Here is a 19,300-nt window from a genome sequence, read left to right as displayed (position 1 = left end):
CGGACGACTCCCCGATTGGACAACCATGCAGCTCGACCACACCTTTACCGTTCCGGCGGACCCTGACGACGCCTGGAAGCTCTTCCACGACCTCGACCGGGTCGCGCCCTGCATGCCCGGCGCCGTGCTGGACACCCTCGACGCCGACTCGTTCACCGGCCGCGTCAAGGTCAAGATCGGTGCGGTGCAGATGAGTTACCGCGGCGAGGGCACCGTCACCCGCGACGATGCCGCCCGCTCGATGAAACTCGACCTCAGCGGGAGCGAGACCCGCGGCGCAGGCACCGCGTCGGCCGCCGTCACCGCGACGCTGACCGTCGACCCGGCCGGCACCCGGGTGCGCGTACGCACGGACCTCGACATCACCGGCCGTCCGGCGCAGTTCGGCCGGGGCATCATGACCGAGGTCGGCGACCGCATCGTTCAGCAGTTCGCCACCCGCCTCGAAGAGCTGCTGCGGGACGCCGGACCGGCTGCGTCTGCGGTGTCCACGGCGGGCACGACGAAAACGCTCCGGGGCCGGGTCGCGCCCGAGCCGGAGGCCATCGACCTCGGTGCCGCGGCGCTGCCCGTGCTGCTCAGGAAGGCTGCGGCGCCCACGGCGGCCGTGCTGTTCGCGGTGGTGGTGCTCCAGGTGCTGAGGCGGCGTTCCCGCAGGTGAAGCCCTACGGCGCAGGCACCCCCGGTCCCGACTCTTCCCCTCAGCGGTAAGATTCTCAGGGCCGTGAGAAGTCTGCGGGAGCCGTGCGAGGGGTTGAGGATGGCTGGATCGAGGCCGGGGGACCGGGACGCCGTGGCAAAGGTGATCGAGGACTGGGCGCGCGAACGGCCGGAGCTGGACACCAGTCCGCTGGAGGTCCTCGCGCGGCTCCACCGCTCGTTCCTGCGCTACAGCACCAGGCTCACCACGTCGATCGAGCGGCACGGTCTGTCCGTGGCGGGATTCGACGTGCTGACCGCCCTGCGGCGGTCGGGGAAGCCGTTCCGGCTGACGGCGGGCCAGCTCGCCGACTCCGGACTGGTGTCGTCGGCAGGGGTCACCCTGCGGATCGACCGTCTGGAGAAGGACGGCCTGATCGTCCGTGAACGGGATGCCGACGACCGCAGGGTCGTGTACTCGCGTCTCACGGACAAGGGCCTCACGACGGTGGACACCGTGTTCGCGGAGCATCTCGACAACGAACGCCGGATGCTCGCAGGGCTGTCGCCGTCCGAACGCCGCCAGCTCGCGCGGCTGCTGCGCAGGCTGGAGGACTCGATCCTCGAATCCGACGAGGAGCCGCCCGGCGCCGCGCAGTAGAGGGCGTGTCCCGAATCGTCGTGGTGCTCCCTGGTACGTCGCCGACGCCGGACCGGTCGCGCCGCAGGCCAGGCACCGGTGTTCCTGGTTCCGGCACTGACCGCCACGCGTGCCCTGCCCCGGTCTCAGCGAAGACCGGGCGCCGGAACGGCCCCGAGACTGCCGAGCAGTTCGCCGGCTGTCGGCGTGGCACACATCTCGGCCGCCAGGCGCTCGGCACTCGCCCGGTACGACGGTTCCTTGAGTACCCGTTCGACGGCCGACCGCAGGCGGGCGACACCGTCCGGGCCGAACCCGGCCGTCTCCTGCCCCGGTCCGTCCGCCGTGACGGTCAGACCTGCGCCCGCTCCGGTGACCAGCCCCGCGTTCATCGGCTGGTCGGCGAACAGGGGCACGCAGACCAGCGGGACACCGGCGGCGAGGGCGCCGTAGACCGTGCCCGAACCGCCGTGGCAGAGCACGAGGGAGGCGCTGCCCAGTACGTCGGCCTGGGGGACCCACTTCTCCACATGGACATTGCGGGGGATCGCTCCGAAATCCGATACTTCGGTGAGGGGGCCCGTGGTCAGCAGGACGCGCGCCGGTAGCTCGCTCACGGACGCCAGCACCGTCCGGTACAGGGCGGAGGCGTTCGGCATGCCGCCCACCTCGGTGCCGAGCGTGACGTAGACGAGCGGTTCTTCGCTGCCGTGCCACCGGTCCAGCAGAGCGTCCGGGGCGGGTGGCTGGTGGTAGCGCCGGGTCACCGCGTACGGCGAGGGGTCCAGGGACGCGGGGAGCCGGGTCAGATAGGGGGAGGCCCGGAGCCGTTCCCCGATGCCCGCACCGTACGAATCGAGTACCGGGCAGAGCAGTTCGTCGGTGGACTCGGCGAACTCCGCGGCAGAAACGGCGACCTGGGCATGCGGGACACCGTGGCGCTCGGCTGCCACCACCGACGCGAGCTCGTACATCTCGTGCAGGACCAGATCCGGCCGCCACTCCCGGCAGAGCTCCTCCAGCGTCGGCAGCATGGCGGTGGTGCACAGCCTGCCGAACACCTCCCTGGTCATCAGGGACACGCCCTCGTCCGCAGGCAGCCCCAACACCCGCATCATCAGCGGCACGAGCTCGGCCTCCGGCGGCTCCCCGCCGATGCGGTAGGGCTGTTCCCGGGTCGCCAGTAAACGTTCGAGCTTGGGCGGTGCGACGACGAGGACATCGTCCCCACGCGCCGCGCAGGCGTCGATGAACGGGACAAGGGGGTTGAAGTGGCCCGATCCGCTGGTCGAGGCGAAAAGTACACGCATGGCACGACCCTAGGGATCGGAGCCCCACACCCACAGGACTGCATTGCGCCGACTTCCGGCACTCCGCCGCCGTCGCGCCTTGCGAGCTCCTCTCACCCATCGACAGGGCCCACGCGCAACCCGTCCGGTGGATTCGTGGTGCTGCAAGCAGTCGTACGAGGGAAGGAGAGTGAAATGCCTGAAATCTCCGCACCTGTGATCAAGCTCGTACGGCAGACCACCGAGCCTGTCGCGGCGCAGACCCTGCGCTCGACGGCGGCCGCGGTCATCGCGTATGTCGTCGCGGTGTGGACCCTTCCGCAGCCCGCGCCGCTGACGGCTCCGCTGACCGCGCTCCTCGTCGTCCAGGTCACCCTGTACGCGACACTCACCACGGGCATCCGTCGCGTCAACTCCGTCGTCGTCGGGGTGCTCATCGCCATCGGCTTCAGCGCCCTGGTGGGTCTGAGCTGGTGGAGCCTGGGTCTGACGATCTTCAGCTCGCTGATCATCGGCCGGATGGTGCGGGTGGACGAGTTCGTGCCGGAAGTCGCCATCAGCGCGATGCTCGTCCTCGGCGTCTCCCAGGTCGCCGCCACCGCGTGGGACCGCGTTCTGGAGACCCTGATCGGTGCGGGCGTCGGCCTGTTGTTCAACCTGCTCGCACCGCCCGTATGGGTGCAGAACGCAGGCGTGTCCATCGACGAACTGGCACGGGAGATGGGACGGACGTTCCGGGCCATGGGCGAGGAGGTCGGTGGCCACATCTCCGTCGCGCAGGCGGCGGCGAGACTGCACGACGCCCGCAGACTCGACCACGACATCGTGGCCGTCGACGCCTCGCTGCGGCAGGCCGAGGAGAGCCTCCTGCTCAACCCCCGGATCCGGCAGGGTCTTCTGTACCGCATCGTCCTGCGTACCGGACTCGACACACTGGAGATCTGTGCCGTTGTGCTCCGCGTGCTGGCCCGCACGCTGACGGACCTGGCCAAAGCCCGGACCGAGGAAACCATGTTCCCGGAGGACGTGGCCGCCTCGCTCCGGGAACTCTTCGCGCAGATGGCCGACGCCATCGAGAGCTTCTCCACGCTGATCACCACCCCGGTGTCCGCCAATGCCGAGGAGGCGGAGTCGCGACTTGCCGCCGCACTGGCCGCCAGCCGCGCCACTCGGGACGTGGTGGCCGACCTCCTGCTCGAGGACGTCCAGGAGCACCCCCGACAGTGGCAACTGCACGGTGCGCTGCTCGCCGAGGTCGACCGCATTCTGGATGAGCTGGACATCGACAAGCGCGCCGAACGCCTCGGCGAGGAACTCGACCGCCACTCCGATGAACTGCACGAACGCCATCCCCGGCTCGCCGCACTGCGGCGGCGGCTCGGCAGCCACCGGGCCGCGCAGCCGACAGTCCCGGGGGCGTGAGGGCGAGCCGACAGGAGACCACGCGCCCCGCGACGCCCGAATGCCCTGGTCCTGCCGGCGCCCACACACGCGAACGCCCCCTACAGGGTGGGTACTTCACACCGTCGAGCGGCGCCCGGAGTCCGGCACGGCTGTTCGACGCAGGCGGAGCCGGCAGCCCGGCCTTACGATGCAGGAGGGGAACCGGAAGCCTCAGAGCGCCGGGGCCGAGACCCGCAGGGTCCGCGGTCTCGCGCCTGACCACGGAGGCACGTCACATGGCACCTGACCAGATCCCAGGCATCGATCTCGCCGCAGCTCCCAGCGGGGCGGGATGTGCGGACTGCTTGGCGGGCGACGGACCGGGATGGTGGATGCACCTGCGCCGCTGCGCCGCGTGCGGCCACATCGGCTGCTGCGATTCCTCCCCCTCGCAGCACGGTACGAAGCACGCACGCGAGGCAGGACATCCCTTCCTGGCCAGCTTCGAGCCGGGGGAGAACTGGCTCTGGAACATCGAGACCGAGGAATATTACGAGGGATTGGAGCTGCTGCCGCCCACCTCGCACCCGGTCGACCAGCCGACCCCGGGTCCCCAGGGCAAGGTCCCCGCGGACTGGGAGCGGCAGCTGCACTGAACCGCGCTCCTCATCCACCGGCGGACATACGGGTCCTCAGACACGGATCGGTCATCCCGCCGGGACAGGCGAGACGGTCGATGTCCCAGCCGGCGCGCCCCGCTCCGGCCTGATAGGCGCTTTCGTAGAAGGCGAGTACGGCCGCACGGGGATCGCTCTCGGTGCGGGCCGCGTCGTACGGCAGCACCGCCAGGTGGCTGCCGCCACGATCCACCCATTGCGCCGACACCGGAGTGAGCGGTTCCTCCGCCAGCCGCGCCGGTTCGGGAGCGGTGTACGAGTAGAACGCGGGCGCGGCGAACTTGTCGTCACCGAACCAGAAACCGAAGCTGATCACTTCCCGGGAGTAGGCCTCCCGCGTCACCGGGTCGATCCGCTGGGGCTGGTCGATCTGACGCTCCGAAAAGCGGGTGTGGGCGATATCGAAGGTGTGCCAGAAATGGTGCACGGGACTGACTTTCCCCGAAAACCGCGCCGCGAATTCCTCCAGTACCAGCGCCACTTGACTGAGAACCTGCCAATACCGGTTGGCGTGTTCGGGATCGTATGCCGCGTGCTGAGTGTCCTCGGCGAACGGCCGGTCGGCGTCAGGCAGATCGAATGGCTTGGGCACGTTGATATCCACCTCGATACCCAGCGCTTCCAGGGCGGCCATGACCTTCTCGTGGAAGGACGCCACGGACTGGCCCGAAAGCGGGAACGAGACCGTCACGCCGTCCAGTCTTGTGATGACGAGGCGATGGTCGACGAAGTCGAAGTCCACCGTGAAAATCGGGTTGCCGTCGATCTGCCCCATGGGGCGGGTGGTGATACCGCGGCCAGTGAGGTGAAACGGAACGTTCCACCAGTGATTGCGCCGGACACTGGCCGCGAGGCGGATCTTTCCGACGACCTGCGCGAAGCGGTGGAGCGTCTCTTTGGTGTCACGCCACTCGGCGAGCGGCATGGGCGGGAACAGCTCCATCGCCATCACTTCTTTCGTGCTGCCGGACGGTCCCGGTGGGCGGGCAGGGCGTTCTTCCGCACCATCATGGCCATGCCGAAGGCGTACGGCACCTCGTGCGACCGCCCTGGTGTCGTTCGCGTGAACCTGCGCGACCTGGCCGGGGTGGGCGGCCACTCGTGCGCCGCAGTCGGAGCAGACGCGTGACGCGCGGCTGCTCCCTTCCGTCTCCCCGGGGACGCCCTTCCCGACGAGCCGGAGGCCGGAGGGCCTGCCCGCCGACGCCAATATCTGCCTAATGTCGCAATTTTGGCGATTAGGGGAAGCTGCTCGACTGTCTGATGCATGCGCAACCCTCACGAGTCGAGGCTTTACGCGCCGGGCAAATCGCCCTTTTCGGACTGAGTGGTGAGAGTCACCTTTCGGGCGCGCGGACGCAGCGGCGTGCCGCCCGGTTCCCTGCTGCGCCAAGAAAATTGGCTTCGTGGGCAGGGGTGGATTGGGGGAAATTCCATGACTCGATCTTGTAAATGAATTGTGATCGAGAAATGGGGGCTTGTTCAGGTCGGAGTTTCTCGCCTACGGTCACCGTCAATCCGGATGGAACGCCGAATCCTGCCGCCGTCCGGGAACCCGACCACTCATGTACGGCAGGAGCGGGGGACCCAGGCAAGCCGCCGATCCGGTATCCGGAACGGCTAGGGGTGAAGTCGTATTCCCATACGGCCAGGCAACTCCAGCCTCAACCCGACAGCTCACCTCGTAGGCGACGGAGAGGAATGCGCCATGCCCGCAATGGGTAACCACCGTCGTCGTAAGTCCGGTTCGCTGACTCGCGGAATCATTGCCGTGAGCACGGGCGGAGCCGCTCTGGCTCTTCCGATGATCGGGGCGACCGTTGCCTCGGCAGCTCCGGCGCAGCCTGTCACCGCCGCCGCCAAGACGGTGGCGCCCGCTGCCGCCCCCGCCAAGTCGACTGCCGTGCGGGCGGCTACGCCCTCCACCTATTCCGTGATAGCCGGTGACACCCTTTACAAGATCGCCCTGAGCCAGTCCGTGAGCGGCGGTTGGCAGCAGCTGTACAAGGACAATCGAGCGGTCATCGGAGCCGACCCCGGCGTGATTCACCCGGGCCAGAAGCTCACCATCGGCGCCGAGGCCGCGCCCGCGGCTGTCGAGTCCACGACGGCTGCGAGCACCGCCGCTGCTGTCACCCCCAAGCCCGCGACGTACACGAACGACCTCGACGGCTGGATCAAGGAATCGCTGGCCGTCATGGCCAAGCACGGTATCCCCGGCAGCTACGACGGGATCCACCGCAACATCATGCGCGAGTCCTCGGGCAACCCCCGGGCCATCAACAACTGGGACTCGAACGCAGCCAAGGGCACGCCGTCCAAGGGTCTCCTGCAGGTCATCGACCCCACCTTCCGGGCCTACCACGTGCCCGGTACGTCGATGGACCCCTACGACCCGGTCGCCAACATCACGGCCGCGTGCAACTACGCCGCCGCCAAGTACGGCTCGATCGACAACGTGTTCGGGGCCTACTGACCCCCGGTTGCGTTGATTCGGGAATGACGGGTGGCGAAGGTCCGATGGGGCTTCGCCACCCGTTCCCGTCGGTGTCGCGCACGGGAGACGATTCAGAAGTCGATCCGCATGACGGCCCGCCTGAGTGTGGGCCTGCTGACCTCGGCGAACCCTGCGTCGGCGAAAAACGTCACGGCTGCCGACATGGAGCTCGCCCCCAGGGGATGCGCACTGCCGGCCGTGTGATCATCGGTTGGGCCTCGACCGCGCGAGCTCCGCGATCACGCGCGAAATCGACCGTGGCGCGTGCGGGCGCGTACGTGATGCCGATCAGGCGGAAGCCCTTGCGAGTGACGGAGCAGGTCACTGCCCAGGCGCTGTCGCCGGTCCTGTCCTCCTGCCGTCCGGTCCAGGAGGCGCGGGCGGGAAAAGGCGGGGGTAGGGCGTGCGGGGCTCGATCGCGCACCACCCGGCCGGCTCGTCGTCCAGACGGGCGACGAGACCGCTTGTCGAAGAGGCACCGGGATTACCGCACCGCTCTGCTCGCGCAGGCGCGCGTTCGCCGAGGAGGACCGAGCGCCACCGGGGCCGGCCCGCCTGATGCGTGACGTTGCGTGTCCGGGCGCCTCGATCGGGTGCATATTACCCGCAGGTATGTAGTGACTTGACACGCAAACAGCAGTAGAACCAGTTTCACTCTGAAGAGAGTGAGGCGTGTCACATGAGTGACTCCACCATGCATGATGCAGGCCCCAAGGGCGTTTCACGTCGAAGATTCATCACGGGAACTGGTTCTATTTTAGGAGTCGCGGCCCTCGCGGGTCACACCACCCCGGCCCAGGCCGGGGTCGGCTCCGCGGCCGCTCCGATCGGCTCCGGGGCCCATGTCCCGGCCCTGGTGATCGGGTCCGGATACGGCGGCTCCGTCGCCGCACTGCGTCTCGCCCAGGCAGGCGTCGACGTGCACATGATCGAAATGGGCATGGCCTGGGACACCCCCGGCCCGGACGGCAAGATCTTCGCCAACACGACATCCCCGGACAGTCGGTCGTACTGGCTCCGCACCAGGACGAAGCAACCCCTCAGCAACTTCCTCGGCTTCCCCATCGACAAGAACGTCACCCGCAGCACAGGGATCCTCGACGCCGAGGAGTTCAGCGGGATCACCGTCTACCAGGGCCGCGGTGTCGGTGGCGGCTCGCTGGTCAACGGCGGGATGGCGGTCACCCCCAAGCGCGAGAACTTCGGAGCCGTCCTCCCGTCGGTGGACGCCGACGAGATGTACGGCATCTACTACCCGCGCGCCAATGCGGCGCTCGGGGCCAGCACCATCGATCCGGCCTGGTTCGACACCGCCGCGTGCTACCAGTACGCCCGGGTCGGCCGTAAGCAGGCCGAACGTGCCGGCTTCCCGTTCGTCTTCGTGCCCACCGTGTACGACTGGGACTACATGAGGCAGGAAGAGGCCGGAACCGTCTCCAGGTCGGCGCTGGCCGGCGAGATCCTCTACGGCAACAACTACGGCAAGAAATCGCTGCAGAAGACGTACATCGACCGGATCAGAGCCACCGGCAGGGTCGCCATCTCGCCGCTGCACAAGGTCACTTCGGTCGCCCCGGCGGCAGGTGGCGGCTACACGGTCGTCATCGACCAGATCGACACCGGCGGTGTCACCACGGCCACCAAGACGGTGACCGCCGACCGGGTGTTCTTCGCGGCCGGCAGCGTGGGCACCAGCAAGCTGCTGGTCAAGCTGAAGGCCACCGGCGCGCTCCCCGGCCTGAACAACGAGATCGGCAAAGGGTGGGGCGACAACGGCAACGTCATGTGCGGCCGGGCCAATCATCTGTGGGACCCGACCGGCAGCCTTCAGGCGTCCATTCCCACGGGCGGCATCGACAACTGGGCCGCCGGTGGCGCGTTCGCCGAGGTTGCGCCGCTGCCCACCGGGATCGAGACATACGCCTCGTTCTACCTGTCCATCACCAAGAACCCGAACCGGGCCGAGTTCTCCTGGAACGCCGCGACGGGCACGGTCGACCTGAACTGGCAGACAGCTTGGAAGCAGCCGTCCATCGACGCCGCCAAGACGATCTTCGACAGGATCAACCAGAAGGAGGGGACGATCTACCGGACCGATCTCTTCGGCACCTACAAGATCTGGGGCGACCACCTCACGTACCACCCGCTCGGCGGCGCGGTGCTGAACCGGGCCACCGACAACTACGGCCGCCTGCACGGCTACGTGGGCCTGTACGTCATCGACGGCTCGCTGATCCCCGGCAACACCAGCGTCAACCCGTTCGTCACCATCACCGCGCTCGCCGAACGGAACATCGAGAAGATCATCGCCACCGACCTGTGACGATCAACGGCCGGGCAGCGCGCACACGGTGTCGAGACCCAGCACATGGTTGAGCCGGCCGAAGGCCAGCCATGATCCGATGCTCATGCTCAGCTCCACGATCTCGAGCTGGCTGTAGTGCGCGCTCATCCGGGACCAGAACGCGTCGTCGAGGTTGTGGTGATCCAGGGCGTACCGCTCGGCGTATTCGGCGGCCAACCGGGTCCGGTCGTCGAAAACGTCGGTGGTACGCCACTGGGTCACCGCGTCGGCGAATTCCCCCTCGATCTTCACACCGTCCCGTTCGGTCCGCCAGTCGAGGCAGAAGAGGCAGCCGTTGATCTGGGCGATCCGTAACCGCGCGGCTTCGAACTCGCGCAGTCCCAGGGTCGTGTGGGCGTACACCGCCAGCGAGAAGTTCGATGCGGCGATCCCGATCCCGGGCACCATCTCGCCCCACACGTACTCGATCGCGTCCTTGCCCTCGGGGATGTCGATGTTCATGGTTGTCTCCTTCCGAGCCTGCCGACTGCGGGGCGCAGCGGGACGTCGAGCGCGTCATAGAGTCCTGGTTCCGCGTCCACGAGCCAGTCGATGGCGTTCACGAGCCGGCCGACCGCGGTGGCGTTCCCGCCGGCGGATCTGTTCTCGCCCTCGTCGGTGGCCTCGACCGTGACCTCGATGCGCGGGCGGCCCTCGATGATCACTCGATGGGCGCCGTCTCCGCCCGGCGGCGTCGGCCAGTCCGGTGCGCAGGAGGGGTGAATGCGGGTGATGTGCTCGATGACGATGCGTGGTTCGCCCGCGACGATGCCCTGCACTTCGAACCGCACGGCGCCCTGAGTGCCGGCCTCGAACGTGCCCATCGTTCTGGTGCTCACCGTGGCGTCGAGCGAGCGCCGGTCCAACGTCTCACGGATGTCGTCGAGTTCGGCCCCCAGAGCCCTGGCCATCAGCCGTATCTGCCCACCCCACACCATGGTCGGGACGGTCGGTGCGAGCATCAGAGGCTCGTATTCCATCGGCTGGCCCATGCCGACCAGGTACCGGACCGATTCCGCCTGGTCGTAGGTGGAGTAGTCGAAGATCTCCTGACAGCGGATCACGTCCACGCAGGTGCCGAGTCCGCTGATCAGCAGCGGGAGTACGTCATTGCCCCAACCGGGGTCGACACCTGAGACGAACAGCGAGCCGCCACCGGCCGCGATGGCGGCCAGCACCGGATCCCGCAGCTCCGACGGGGCGCCCAACGGGTCGTACAGGGCGTACAGGGCGGGGGTGACGACCACGGCCCCGGCCCGGATCGCCCTGGTGATGTCGGAGAGAGCCTCGTCGGGGCGGATGTCGCCGGACGCGGCGTACACGACGGCCCGCGGACCGGTGGCCAACACGGCATCGACGTCGTCGCCCGCCACGACCCCCAGCGGACGATCGAGCCCACCGAGTTCGCCCGCGTCGCGTCCCACCTTGTCGGGATTGTGGACGAGTACGGCGGTGAGTTGGAGCGCCGGATGGGCCTCGACAGAGCGGATCGCGGCGCGGCCGACGTTGCCCGTGCCCCAGACAACCGTGGAAATCATGCGCGGAGGGTAGCGAGAGGACCTGTCACTTCCTAGTGCCGCGACGCGACGAGTTTGCCGGGCGGAGCAGACGAGTTTGCCGGGCGGGGCAGGGGAGTCGGCCGCCCCCGCGACGCCCCTCGGGCCGCGGCCGCCCGCGTCCGCCAAGGCTGACGGGGACGCCTTGCGGTCGGGGGCCGTTGGTCTCGCGGACGGTCCCTACGTCGGGGGTTGCGAGCTGCTGTCGGTTTGCTGAGCCGTAGTGAGTGAAGACGATTCCACTCGCCGCCGCATGCGCCCAGGGCATGGTCGGCGTCGACACCAACGCCGACCACTTCGCCGCCTACCGGCTCGACCGGCACGGCAACCCGATCGGCGACCCGCACCGTTTCCCCTACGACCTGTCCGGCACCACCGGCCACCGCGACGCACAGATCCGCCACGCCCTGACCCGTCTGATCAACTGGGCGGTGCGGGCCGGGGTCGCCGCGATCGGCATCGAAGACCTCGACTTCACCACCGAGAAGACCCGCGAGAAACACGGCCGCCAGAAGCGGTTCCGGCAGCTCATCTCCGGCATCCCGACCGGGAAACTCAAGGCCCGGCTGGTGTCGGTGGCCGCCGAACAGGGGCTCGCGGTCGTCGCGGTCGACCCGGCCTACACCTCCCTGTGGGGTGCCCAGCACTGGCAGAAACCGCTGGCCACCCCCCATCGAAAGATGTCCCGTCACGATGCCGCCGGCATCGCGATCGGTCGACGCGCCCTTGGACACCCGGTCCGGGATGGGGTATCCCCTGCTCGAACGTAGTTGAGAGCTTGGGGAAGGACGGCACCGCCCCCACACGACCGGAGTGATCGTGCGGGGCATCGGACCGCCCAGGCCGAACCAGGTCACCGGGGGCGTGAGGGAACCCGCCCACCCACCACGGACCGGCCCCCTGGAGGACCGTTGCCGAGCGGGAAGCGAAAGCGGGAACCCAGCGCATCCAACACCGTTCGGGATGCGCCCAGAACGCAACAGTGGGTCCAGGACTCACTTGTGCGCACTGGTTAGGAACGGTGTGCCGCTGAGTACGGTGTCGACGAAGCGGCCGCGCGGCACGGCGTTGGCGGCGAACCACTGGCCCAGACGGTGATCGGCGTCGGGGTGGACGAGCCCGGTGAAGCGGCAGCGCGAGGTGGCCAGGGCACCGGCAACCGCCTGTGTCACGGCCGGGGGAATGATCGTGTCCGTGAGTGGTGTGGCGAGGACCGCGCGGGTGGACAGGAAGCGGAAGACGTCGAGTGCCGGAGACCGCCGCCAGCTGTCCGGCGTGCGGATGATCTCGGTGAATCCCGCGCCGAAGGGAACGGACCATGCCTCGGGCGCGTAGACCGCCGGCGCGCACAGTCCGATGGAGACGACCCGGGATCCGTAGTGCGCCACCAGGTCGGCGACGGTCTGCCCGCTCATGCTGAATCCGATCAGGACCAGCGGGCCGCTGTCGGGAACACGGCTGTCGATCAGGGCTCGGGCCTGGGCGAATCTGCGCTCCAGACTCAGTTCGCTCAGCCGACCGGAGCTGTCACCGTGCCCGGAGAAGTCGAAGGCGAGAGCGTGGTGTCCGCGAGCGGCGAAGTCCGACAGCAGACCGGTGAGGCGTGACGTGTCGCTGGTACCGGCGCCGTGCAGGAGTACGGCTGTGGGGCGAGTGAGCAGGGTGGGATGCGAGATGTGCGGGACTGCTGCCAGGCAACTCAGAGTCTCGCCGTCGCACTTCAGTGGGAAGTGCCGCAGTGTGCTGCACCCCGGGCTCGTGTAGTCCGTGCCCGTCATGCCGCCTCGGCCTCCAGTCGGCTGGGAGCGCTGCGCGGCGAGCGGAGCAGGCCGGCTGCGCACGATGCCATGACGCAGAACCCAAGGGGCAGCAGGAAGGTCAGGTTGAGCGGGAGGAAGTGTGTCAGCGGTCCGATGACGGCGGGACCGGCCAGCATGCCGAGATAGCCCAGACCGGCGACACGCGAGACATTCGTCCCGGCGGCGCCCGGGTCGGCGTGGCCGGCGGCGCTGAAGAGCTGCGGGATGCAGCCGGACAGCCCGGCCCCGAACACGGCCCAGCCGACAAGGGCCAGCGGGATCCAGGTGGAGAACGTGGCTGTCGTCAGCCCCACCGCGGCCAGGGCCGCCCCGTAGCGGAGGATGGCGACGGGCCCGAAGCGCATGGCCACTCGGTCGGTCAGCAGTCGGCCGACGGTCATGGCGGTGGCGAACGCGCCGTAGGCGAGAGCGGCGGTGGCGGCGGTGGCGTTCAGGACGTCCCGCAGATGCAGAGTGCTCCAGTCGTTGGCCACTCCTTCGCAGAGCATGAGCATCAGCGCGAGTGCGGCCAGCGCCCAGATGCGGCGGGATGTCCGGTGTGCCGGTTGCGTCACACCGGCGGAAGCCTTCTCGGCAGGGGAGGGGACGTGTTCGGCGGGCAGGAGCCCGCGGGCGGCGAGTGCGGCGACGGTGAGGCCGAGGACGGCCACCGAGCCGAGGGTCGCCGCCGGGCTCCAGCCCCAGCTGAGTGTGCGCGCGCCCACCAGCGCGGCAAGGACGCCGCCGATGGAGAACGTGGCGTGGAAGGCGGACATGACGGGGCGTCGGTAGCCCCGCTCGACCTGGATGGCATGGGCGTTCATGCTGACGTCGAGGCAGCCGTTGCCGAGTCCGAGCAGTGCGAGTGCGGCTCCCAGCGTCCATGTGTCCGTGGCCAGACCCGGAAGGACCACGGCCGCGCTGCACAGAGCCGCACTCAGTGGGACGACGATGCGTGCGCCCCACCGATCGGTGAGCGGGCCCGTGATCCGCATGCCCGCGAAGGCTCCCGCGCCGAGGACGAGCAGCAGCCAGCCGAGCACGGCATGACTGATGCCCACGTGGCGCTCGACAGTAGGGATGTGGACCACCCACATCCCCAGGACGAAGCCGTTCAGGGCGAAGTAGGCGGTCGTGACCAGTCGGCCGGTCCGCAGCGATCTCTCCATGGCGACGAACATATCGAACATCTTTGATGTTCGAAAGCTTGCGTTGTGAACATCGATGGTGTTCCATCACTGATGTGGCGAGCACTGAGCGACTGAGACGGATCACCGAGGCGGTACGCGACGCGGGCAGGGCCGGCGTCGCGGAGTTGGCCGCCCTGACCGGCGCGTCGGAGATGACCATCCGCCGCGACCTGGAGACCCTGGCCGAGCAGGGCATTCTGGAGCGATACCGCGGAGGAGCGAGGAGTCTGCTGCTGCGCGGCGACGAACCCCCCTTCGGGCTGCGGGCGACGGAGGGGTTGGAGGTCAAGCGACGCATCGCCTCCGAGGTTGCCGGGCTGATCGCCGACGGGGAGTCCGTCGTCCTCGACAGCGGCACCACCTGCCTGGAAGTGGCCCGCGCGCTGGAGCACCGCCGCCTGACGGTCATGCCACTGTCCCTGCACGCGGTGAACGCACTGACCGGAGCACCGGACCTCACGCTGCTGGTGCCCGGTGGCCGCCCCCGGCCGGGAGAGCTCGCACTCACCGGCCCGCTCGCCGAGGCATCGCTGGCCGCCCTGCGTTTCGACACCGCGGTCGTCGGCTGCTGCGGGCTGAACGCCGCGAACGGCCTGACCGCGTACGACGTGGACGACGCCGCCGTCAAGCGATCCGCGATCGCGTCGGCCCGCCGCGTCATCGCGGTCACGGACGGCGCGAAGCTCTCCCGTACCGCCCTTGCTCTCGTCGCGCCCGTCACCGCACTGCACGCCGTCGTCACCGACGAGGCCGCGCCCGAGGCAGAGGTCGACGCACTGACTGCGGCGGGCGTGCTCGTGCGACAGGTGTGACCTGCGCGTCGGTTGAACAGCACGCGCCCGTCACTGCGTCTTCCGTCCTCGGGCGGCTCAGCCGTAACGGTCGAAGAGCGTCTGGAGATACTCCTCCGGTCTGCTGGTGAGCAGAGCCTGGGTGAGGTCGTCCCGCCCCGGTTCGCGCCAGGGCCCGGCGACCTTCTCCGCGGTCGGTGCGTAGGCGAGCGCATCCAGCATCCGCCAGTACAGGTGGGCTGCGGGATCATCGGCCAGGATGCCGCCCTCGGCGACGCAGTGCCCAAGGCTGTCCCATCGTGCCTGGTGAATCAGCGCGCGGCGTCGGATACGGTGCATCGCAAGGCGGAGAGGCGGCCTCATGCTGGGTGCATTCGGGCGTTCCGACAATGCAGCGAGGTGCCGTAGCTGTCGTCGTGCGCCCGCCAGGGATTACGGGACGGCCCTTGGTCAGCGACACTTCGGTGCCGATCGGCTGTCGGGGCGCGCCTAGGCTGTCGGTATGGCTGACCTGTACGCGGTGGACCTCGCCCTGAATCTCGGAGCTTCTGTACCGAAAGCCGTACTCGCCGATCTGCGATGGCATCTGGGCATGTCGGACGGCGGAGCCGAGGACGGAGCCGGGGGTGACGAAGAAGTGCCTGGCGACGCGCTGGACGACAGGTTCCCCTTGCTTGCGGGGCGCGGGCCCGCGGCGCGCGTCGGTGGGGTCCTCGTCGGCGAGCTCGCCCCGACGGCCGGCGGCTGGTGCCTGACGGCACGTCAAGAAGTGCATGCAGAACTGCTGCCGGAGCTGGACTCGCTCGCGGAGCGGCTCGTGTGGAATTCCGTCACCGAGGGAGTCGTCGGGCAGGTCCGGTTCTACGAGGACCACGTCCCGGAGCTGTGGGTCAACAAGTCGGGAACCCTGGTGAAGATCTCCCTGGTTGCCACGGCGACGGCGTCCCCGCCGCCTGGACAGTCGGCGGACAGCGACTCCGCAGCGCCGTGAAAGGGAACTGCCTGCGCAGTTCCGGTCCCCGTCAGGAGGGACCGCGCCGGGAAGGCATGGCGGGTCGACGGCGCCGCGCGCTGAGGACAAGACAGGGCTCCCGCTCCCTGCCCGAGGTGCTTCCGCTGTCCGTCCCGGGCGCGCTCGGAGGTGTGCTGCTGGGCAACAGGGTCCTCGCCGCCATCGGTATCGGCCGGCTCGCTGCCCGCCCCGCCGAACTGCGCCGCTCGCGCGCCGACGCGGAGCTGGCGCTGCGGGTCCTCGGCTCCGGCCGTTCGCCGCACCGCTTGGTTGTCGGACGTCTACGCGGCCTTGCTGTCACAGGAGTTGACGGACCGTATCGCTACCGAAGACGATCTCCCCGTCGTTCATCTGCGTGCCTACGACACGCAGCACAACACCTTCCGCTACCGCCTCAAGCGGCCGGCCCCGGCGGCGGGCATCGGTCTCCACGACCCGAAGGCAGGAGACCCGAAGGCCGGATTCGAGGCCATGCTGCAGCTGCGCCGGAGACCGCCCGACTCCTGACCCCGATCCGGCCGCCGCTGTGACACACGTACGGTCCGCGCCCTCGCGACGGCGGAATGATGAAAGAGTTCTCGGTGCAGTGGGACACGCCGATGTCCGCGTGTCCGAATGTCCGTATGCCGACGATGGGACAGATTCCATGCCTCTCAAGGGTGAGTACGAGCCGAGCCCCGCACAGTGGGTCCGCGATCAGGTCGAGCTGTTCGAGAGCTCGGGCGGCACGGAGGGGACCACGATGCGTGGTCTGCCGGTCATCATCCTGACCACGCGCGGAGCCAAGAGCGGAAAGACCCGCAAGACACCGCTGATGCGGGTCGAGCACGACGGAACGTATGCCGTGGTCGCCTCGCAGGGCGGCGCTCCCCAGCACCCCGTCTGGTACCACAACATCACGGCGGACCCCCGGGTGGAACTCCAGGACGGCACGGTCCGGCAGGACATGAACGCCCGCGAGGTCACCGGTGAAGAGAAGGCTGTGTGGTGGGAGCGCGCGGTCGAGGCGTTCCCCGACTACGCGGATTACCAGCTGAAGACCGACCGGCAGATTCCCGTCTTCGTCCTGGAGCCGGCGGCCCAGAGCCACTGACCACGACAACGGGGAAGCACCATCCGGGTATCCGGCACCGGGGGACCAAAGGGACAGCCGTCGGTGCTGAGACCTGACCTTGATCGCTCGGATGCTCCAGTTCCTGCTCGCTGAGGCGGAACCCATCTCTCCCGGGGCTCGACAGGGTGGCGAAACTCCGCTCTCCCGGCGGCGAGCGGGCCGTCCGTGCGTCGGATGCGGGCAGGGGCGGACCTGCGGTGCAGTTCGCCGTGCGCGGCGGCCCCTTCGGTGTCGGCGAAGGGGCCGGTACAGCGAGGCCCTCGACGGTGTGTTGCCCGCATTCCTCCGGTCTCGATGACCCGCGACTCCCGTCTCGCCTGACACGTGTGCAGCCCGGTCACGGCCCCTCTCAAGTCCGTCCGCGACGGCTTCCTCGCCGAGAACGGCTCGACGCACAGAGCCGACTCGCAGAGACCAGGAGGCAACCTGGGCGAGGACACTCCTCGCGGACCGGCGCGCTTGTGGCCCTTGTGGAAGGAATCCGGACAGGGCACAGGACACTCGCGGGCGAGCCACAGCACTGGGTCGCCATGCTGTACACCGACCTGCAGTGATTGCGTACGGTCACCCTCCGGGGTGCGGCAGAGAGAGGGCACTGATTGGCTGCGACGTGTCCCCACCCCCACCCGTCCCCAGGAGCGATCATGAGCGTTGCAGGCGAGTCCGCCAGTCGTGCGCAGCAGACGCAGGACAAGGTCCGTGAGCTGAACGAGCGTGCCGAGCACACGAGCGATCCCATGGAACGCCGTAGGCTGCACGACGAGGTCCGACGCCTACTTGAGCCCATACAGCAGGGCGGACGCGCGGCCGAGAACAGGCCCGGACGCCGTGCCGGCAGTCAGAAGGACGAGTTCCCGCCCCGGTGACGCACCGTTCGCGTCCAGCGGTACCGATGGCCTCCCCCGACCTGCAGGGGAGGCCATTCGTGCCCGGCGAAGGGACTCCCGGCCGAACCATCCGACAAGCTGGAGCACACCATCTCCGTGGCCGAGGCCAACGTCGAGGACTACGACGCCATCTACCTCACCGGTGGTCACGGCATGATGTTCGACTTCCATCAGAGCCAGGACCTGGAATCCCTGATCGCCCGCTTCTACGACTCCGGCCGGATCGTCTCGGCGGTCTGCCACGGGCCGTGCGGCCTGCTCGATGTCACTCTCGAGAGCGGCGAACCGCTGGTGAAGGGCAAGAGGGGCACCGGGTTCTCCTGGCCGCAGGAGGAGCTCGCCCAGCGGGACAAGGCCGTGCCGTACAGCCTGCAGGACGGGCTGAAGAAGCTGGGAACCGACTACAGCACCGCGGACAAGCCCTGCGACTCATACGTCGTGGAAGACGGTCGCCTGATCACCGGGCAGAACCCCGGCAGCACGAGGGCCGTCGCCGACGCGGTCGTCAAGCACCTCAGCTGACGACCGGAGCCGGGATCTGTCCGGCCGGGCAGATCCGCGGGGTGGGGTCCGTTCCGGGATCGGCTCTCGTCTTCCTCGTCCCGGAGCCTCGACGGCCCGTCGCCTTCGCAACAGTTGGCCGCCGGGGCGAATCAGCGGTTGGTCACCGGGCCCGCGCGGGCTCGTCGGCTCGTACGGTCCACAGAGTGAGCCGGAGACGGTCGCCCTCGCGGGGCGCGAGCCGGCCGGTGTCAGCCGAGTCCGCTTCACGTTGAGGCTGCGGCAACACAGAAGGCGGTCAACCTCCACAACACCCTCGCCGCTGAGGGCATCTACGCCGCCAACGTGGCCATCAACCTCATGATCGGCAGCCAGGCCCCCGAAGGCGTCCCGCACCGCTCGCCCGACGAGATCGCCCTCGACTACTGGGCCCTCCACACTGGTCGCGACCAGGCGGAACACCTCATCGGCGCCTGAGAGCCTGTCGGGTGACCTCTGATCGGGCGGCCACGCCCTGGCACGCACGCTTCCCGCGTTGCCGAAATATCCTGGTAGCTCCTTCCCCGAGCTCTCCGCTTCGTTCGAGCAGGGGAGACCTCATCCGAGGACATCCCGCCGCCTTGGAATCGCACGCACCAGACCGCGTCCACCATCCGATCGAAGGCCACCCGACAGGCTCTGAGGACAGCACGCCGACCACGGGCGGTGACCGGTCCCGTGCCTCCACCGCCTGGTAGCCGCCCGCTCTTCTTCCCCCGAGCATCATGAAGACCATCCTCAGCGCAGGCGGCAACAGCGGCATCGGCCTCCGGGTTGCCCGCGACCTCCTCGCCGACGGCCACCGGCTCATCCTGCTGGGCCGTGACCCGCGTAAGGGCGAGGCAGCCCTCGCCCCACGACCACCCAGCACCTCGTAGACGCCCCTCGCACCCTCACCGGGGTCTGACACCGCAGCATGCGACCCTGGCCACGGCGCGTCAG

The 19,300-nt window shown here is 68.8% G+C and carries 20 protein-coding genes, 2 pseudogenes and 1 riboswitch; of the genes and pseudogenes, 15 read left to right on the top strand and 7 right to left on the bottom strand.

The features are described from left to right. Positions 1-25: 25 nt before the first annotated feature. Entirely contained in the window at positions 26-661 is a 636-nt protein-coding gene (locus OG395_RS10400) for an SRPBCC family protein (protein ID WP_327242623.1), read from the top strand. A gap of 99 nt (positions 662-760) precedes the next feature. After that, positions 761-1,300: a MarR family winged helix-turn-helix transcriptional regulator gene (locus tag OG395_RS10395; RefSeq protein WP_327242622.1), complete on the top strand. Its 540-nt coding sequence runs from the start codon at positions 761-763 to the stop codon at positions 1,298-1,300. Positions 1,301-1,425: 125 nt separating this feature from the next. On the opposite strand, the gene OG395_RS10390 is transcribed toward OG395_RS10395, so the two are convergent. Further along, on the bottom strand, positions 1,426-2,589 hold the full coding sequence (locus OG395_RS10390) for a glycosyltransferase (RefSeq protein ID WP_327242621.1): 1,164 nt from the start codon (positions 2,587-2,589) through the stop codon (positions 1,426-1,428). A gap of 174 nt (positions 2,590-2,763) precedes the next feature. On the opposite strand from OG395_RS10390, the gene OG395_RS10385 reads away from it, so the two are divergent. After that, complete coding sequence (locus OG395_RS10385; RefSeq protein WP_327242620.1) at positions 2,764-3,990, top strand: FUSC family protein; 1,227 nt, start codon at positions 2,764-2,766, stop codon at positions 3,988-3,990. Positions 3,991-4,247: 257 nt separating this feature from the next. Further along, a complete protein-coding gene (locus OG395_RS10380; RefSeq protein WP_327242619.1) occupies positions 4,248-4,607 on the top strand; it encodes a UBP-type zinc finger domain-containing protein in 360 nt (119 codons plus the stop codon). Positions 4,608-4,617: 10 nt separating this feature from the next. Here the strand turns inward: OG395_RS10380 and OG395_RS10375 are convergent, their stop codons facing one another. After that, positions 4,618-5,571 carry a DUF5996 family protein gene (locus OG395_RS10375; protein ID WP_327242618.1) on the bottom strand — a complete coding sequence of 318 codons (954 nt, stop codon included), beginning with the start codon at positions 5,569-5,571 and terminating at the stop codon, positions 4,618-4,620. 575 nt (positions 5,572-6,146) lie between these two features. Next, positions 6,147-6,334, top strand: a riboswitch (cyclic di-AMP (ydaO/yuaA leader). Positions 6,335-6,336: 2 nt separating this feature from the next. Between OG395_RS10375 and OG395_RS10370 the strand changes: the two genes are divergently transcribed. Further along, complete coding sequence (locus tag OG395_RS10370; RefSeq protein WP_327242617.1) at positions 6,337-7,104, top strand: transglycosylase SLT domain-containing protein; 768 nt, start codon at positions 6,337-6,339, stop codon at positions 7,102-7,104. Between the two features lie 700 nt (positions 7,105-7,804). Next, positions 7,805-9,448: a GMC oxidoreductase gene (locus tag OG395_RS10365; protein WP_327242616.1), complete on the top strand. Its 1,644-nt coding sequence runs from the start codon at positions 7,805-7,807 to the stop codon at positions 9,446-9,448. A 3-nt stretch (positions 9,449-9,451) separates the two neighbouring features. Here the strand turns inward: OG395_RS10365 and OG395_RS10360 are convergent, their stop codons facing one another. Together OG395_RS10360 and OG395_RS10355 are read right to left on the bottom strand one after the other, a co-directional pair. Next, positions 9,452-9,931, bottom strand: a complete 480-nt coding sequence (locus OG395_RS10360; RefSeq protein WP_327242615.1) for a carboxymuconolactone decarboxylase family protein — start codon at positions 9,929-9,931, stop codon at positions 9,452-9,454. Next, positions 9,928-11,007 (bottom strand): NAD(P)H-dependent amine dehydrogenase family protein, encoded by a 1,080-nt coding sequence (locus OG395_RS10355; RefSeq protein WP_327242614.1) that lies wholly within the window; start codon positions 11,005-11,007, stop codon positions 9,928-9,930. Before OG395_RS10355 ends, OG395_RS10360 begins: the two co-directional genes overlap by 4 nt. A gap of 248 nt (positions 11,008-11,255) precedes the next feature. On the opposite strand from OG395_RS10355, the pseudogene OG395_RS10350 reads away from it, so the two are divergent. Further along, a pseudogene (locus tag OG395_RS10350) lies at positions 11,256-12,041 on the top strand (IS200/IS605 family accessory protein TnpB-related protein); the annotation flags it as partial. Here the strand turns inward: OG395_RS10350 and OG395_RS10345 are convergent. Both OG395_RS10345 and OG395_RS10340 read right to left on the bottom strand, forming a co-directional pair. Then, the gene (locus OG395_RS10345) at positions 12,021-12,803 is read right to left on the bottom strand and encodes an alpha/beta hydrolase (protein WP_327242613.1); all 783 of its coding nucleotides are present in this window, start codon (positions 12,801-12,803) and stop codon (positions 12,021-12,023) included. The pseudogene OG395_RS10350 and the gene OG395_RS10345 sit on opposite strands and share 21 nt — an antisense overlap. Beyond that, positions 12,800-13,993 carry an MFS transporter gene (locus tag OG395_RS10340; protein ID WP_327242612.1) on the bottom strand — a complete coding sequence of 398 codons (1,194 nt, stop codon included), beginning with the start codon at positions 13,991-13,993 and terminating at the stop codon, positions 12,800-12,802. Before OG395_RS10340 ends, OG395_RS10345 begins: the two co-directional genes overlap by 4 nt. Before the next feature lie 74 nt (positions 13,994-14,067). Here OG395_RS10340 and OG395_RS10335 point away from each other — a divergent pair, with 74 nt between their 5' ends. Next, the gene (locus OG395_RS10335) at positions 14,068-14,826 is read left to right on the top strand and encodes a DeoR/GlpR family DNA-binding transcription regulator (RefSeq protein WP_327242611.1); all 759 of its coding nucleotides are present in this window, start codon (positions 14,068-14,070) and stop codon (positions 14,824-14,826) included. 57 nt (positions 14,827-14,883) lie between these two features. On the opposite strand, the pseudogene OG395_RS10330 reads toward OG395_RS10335, so the two are convergent. After that, a pseudogene (locus OG395_RS10330) lies at positions 14,884-15,081 on the bottom strand (aminoglycoside phosphotransferase family protein); the annotation flags it as partial. Positions 15,082-15,307: 226 nt separating this feature from the next. On the opposite strand from OG395_RS10330, the gene OG395_RS10325 reads away from it, so the two are divergent. From OG395_RS10325 to OG395_RS10295, 7 genes are all read left to right on the top strand, one after another. Further along, positions 15,308-15,796, top strand: a complete 489-nt coding sequence (locus tag OG395_RS10325; protein WP_327242610.1) for a hypothetical protein — start codon at positions 15,308-15,310, stop codon at positions 15,794-15,796. Between the two features lie 327 nt (positions 15,797-16,123). Beyond that, entirely contained in the window at positions 16,124-16,324 is a 201-nt protein-coding gene (locus OG395_RS10320; RefSeq protein ID WP_327242609.1) for a hypothetical protein, read from the top strand. 139 nt (positions 16,325-16,463) lie between these two features. Next, entirely contained in the window at positions 16,464-16,910 is a 447-nt protein-coding gene (locus OG395_RS10315; protein WP_327242608.1) for a nitroreductase family deazaflavin-dependent oxidoreductase, read from the top strand. 665 nt (positions 16,911-17,575) lie between these two features. Continuing rightward, positions 17,576-17,797 (top strand): DUF6381 family protein, encoded by a 222-nt coding sequence (locus OG395_RS10310; protein ID WP_327242607.1) that lies wholly within the window; start codon positions 17,576-17,578, stop codon positions 17,795-17,797. A gap of 99 nt (positions 17,798-17,896) precedes the next feature. Beyond that, positions 17,897-18,340 carry a type 1 glutamine amidotransferase domain-containing protein gene (locus OG395_RS10305; protein ID WP_327249306.1) on the top strand — a complete coding sequence of 148 codons (444 nt, stop codon included), beginning with the start codon at positions 17,897-17,899 and terminating at the stop codon, positions 18,338-18,340. Between the two features lie 324 nt (positions 18,341-18,664). Next, positions 18,665-18,796: a hypothetical protein gene (locus OG395_RS10300; RefSeq protein WP_327242606.1), complete on the top strand. Its 132-nt coding sequence runs from the start codon at positions 18,665-18,667 to the stop codon at positions 18,794-18,796. 287 nt (positions 18,797-19,083) lie between these two features. Continuing rightward, positions 19,084-19,236, top strand: coding sequence for a hypothetical protein (locus OG395_RS10295; protein WP_327242605.1), 153 nt, complete (start codon positions 19,084-19,086; stop codon positions 19,234-19,236). Positions 19,237-19,300 lie beyond the last annotated feature (64 nt).

Origin of the sequence: Streptomyces sp. NBC_01320 (assembly GCF_035974375.1) — a bacterium.
In the GTDB taxonomy this organism is placed as follows: Bacteria; Actinomycetota; Actinomycetes; order Streptomycetales; family Streptomycetaceae; genus Streptomyces; species Streptomyces yanii.
This window is presented reverse-complemented; position numbering and strand designations above follow the sequence as displayed.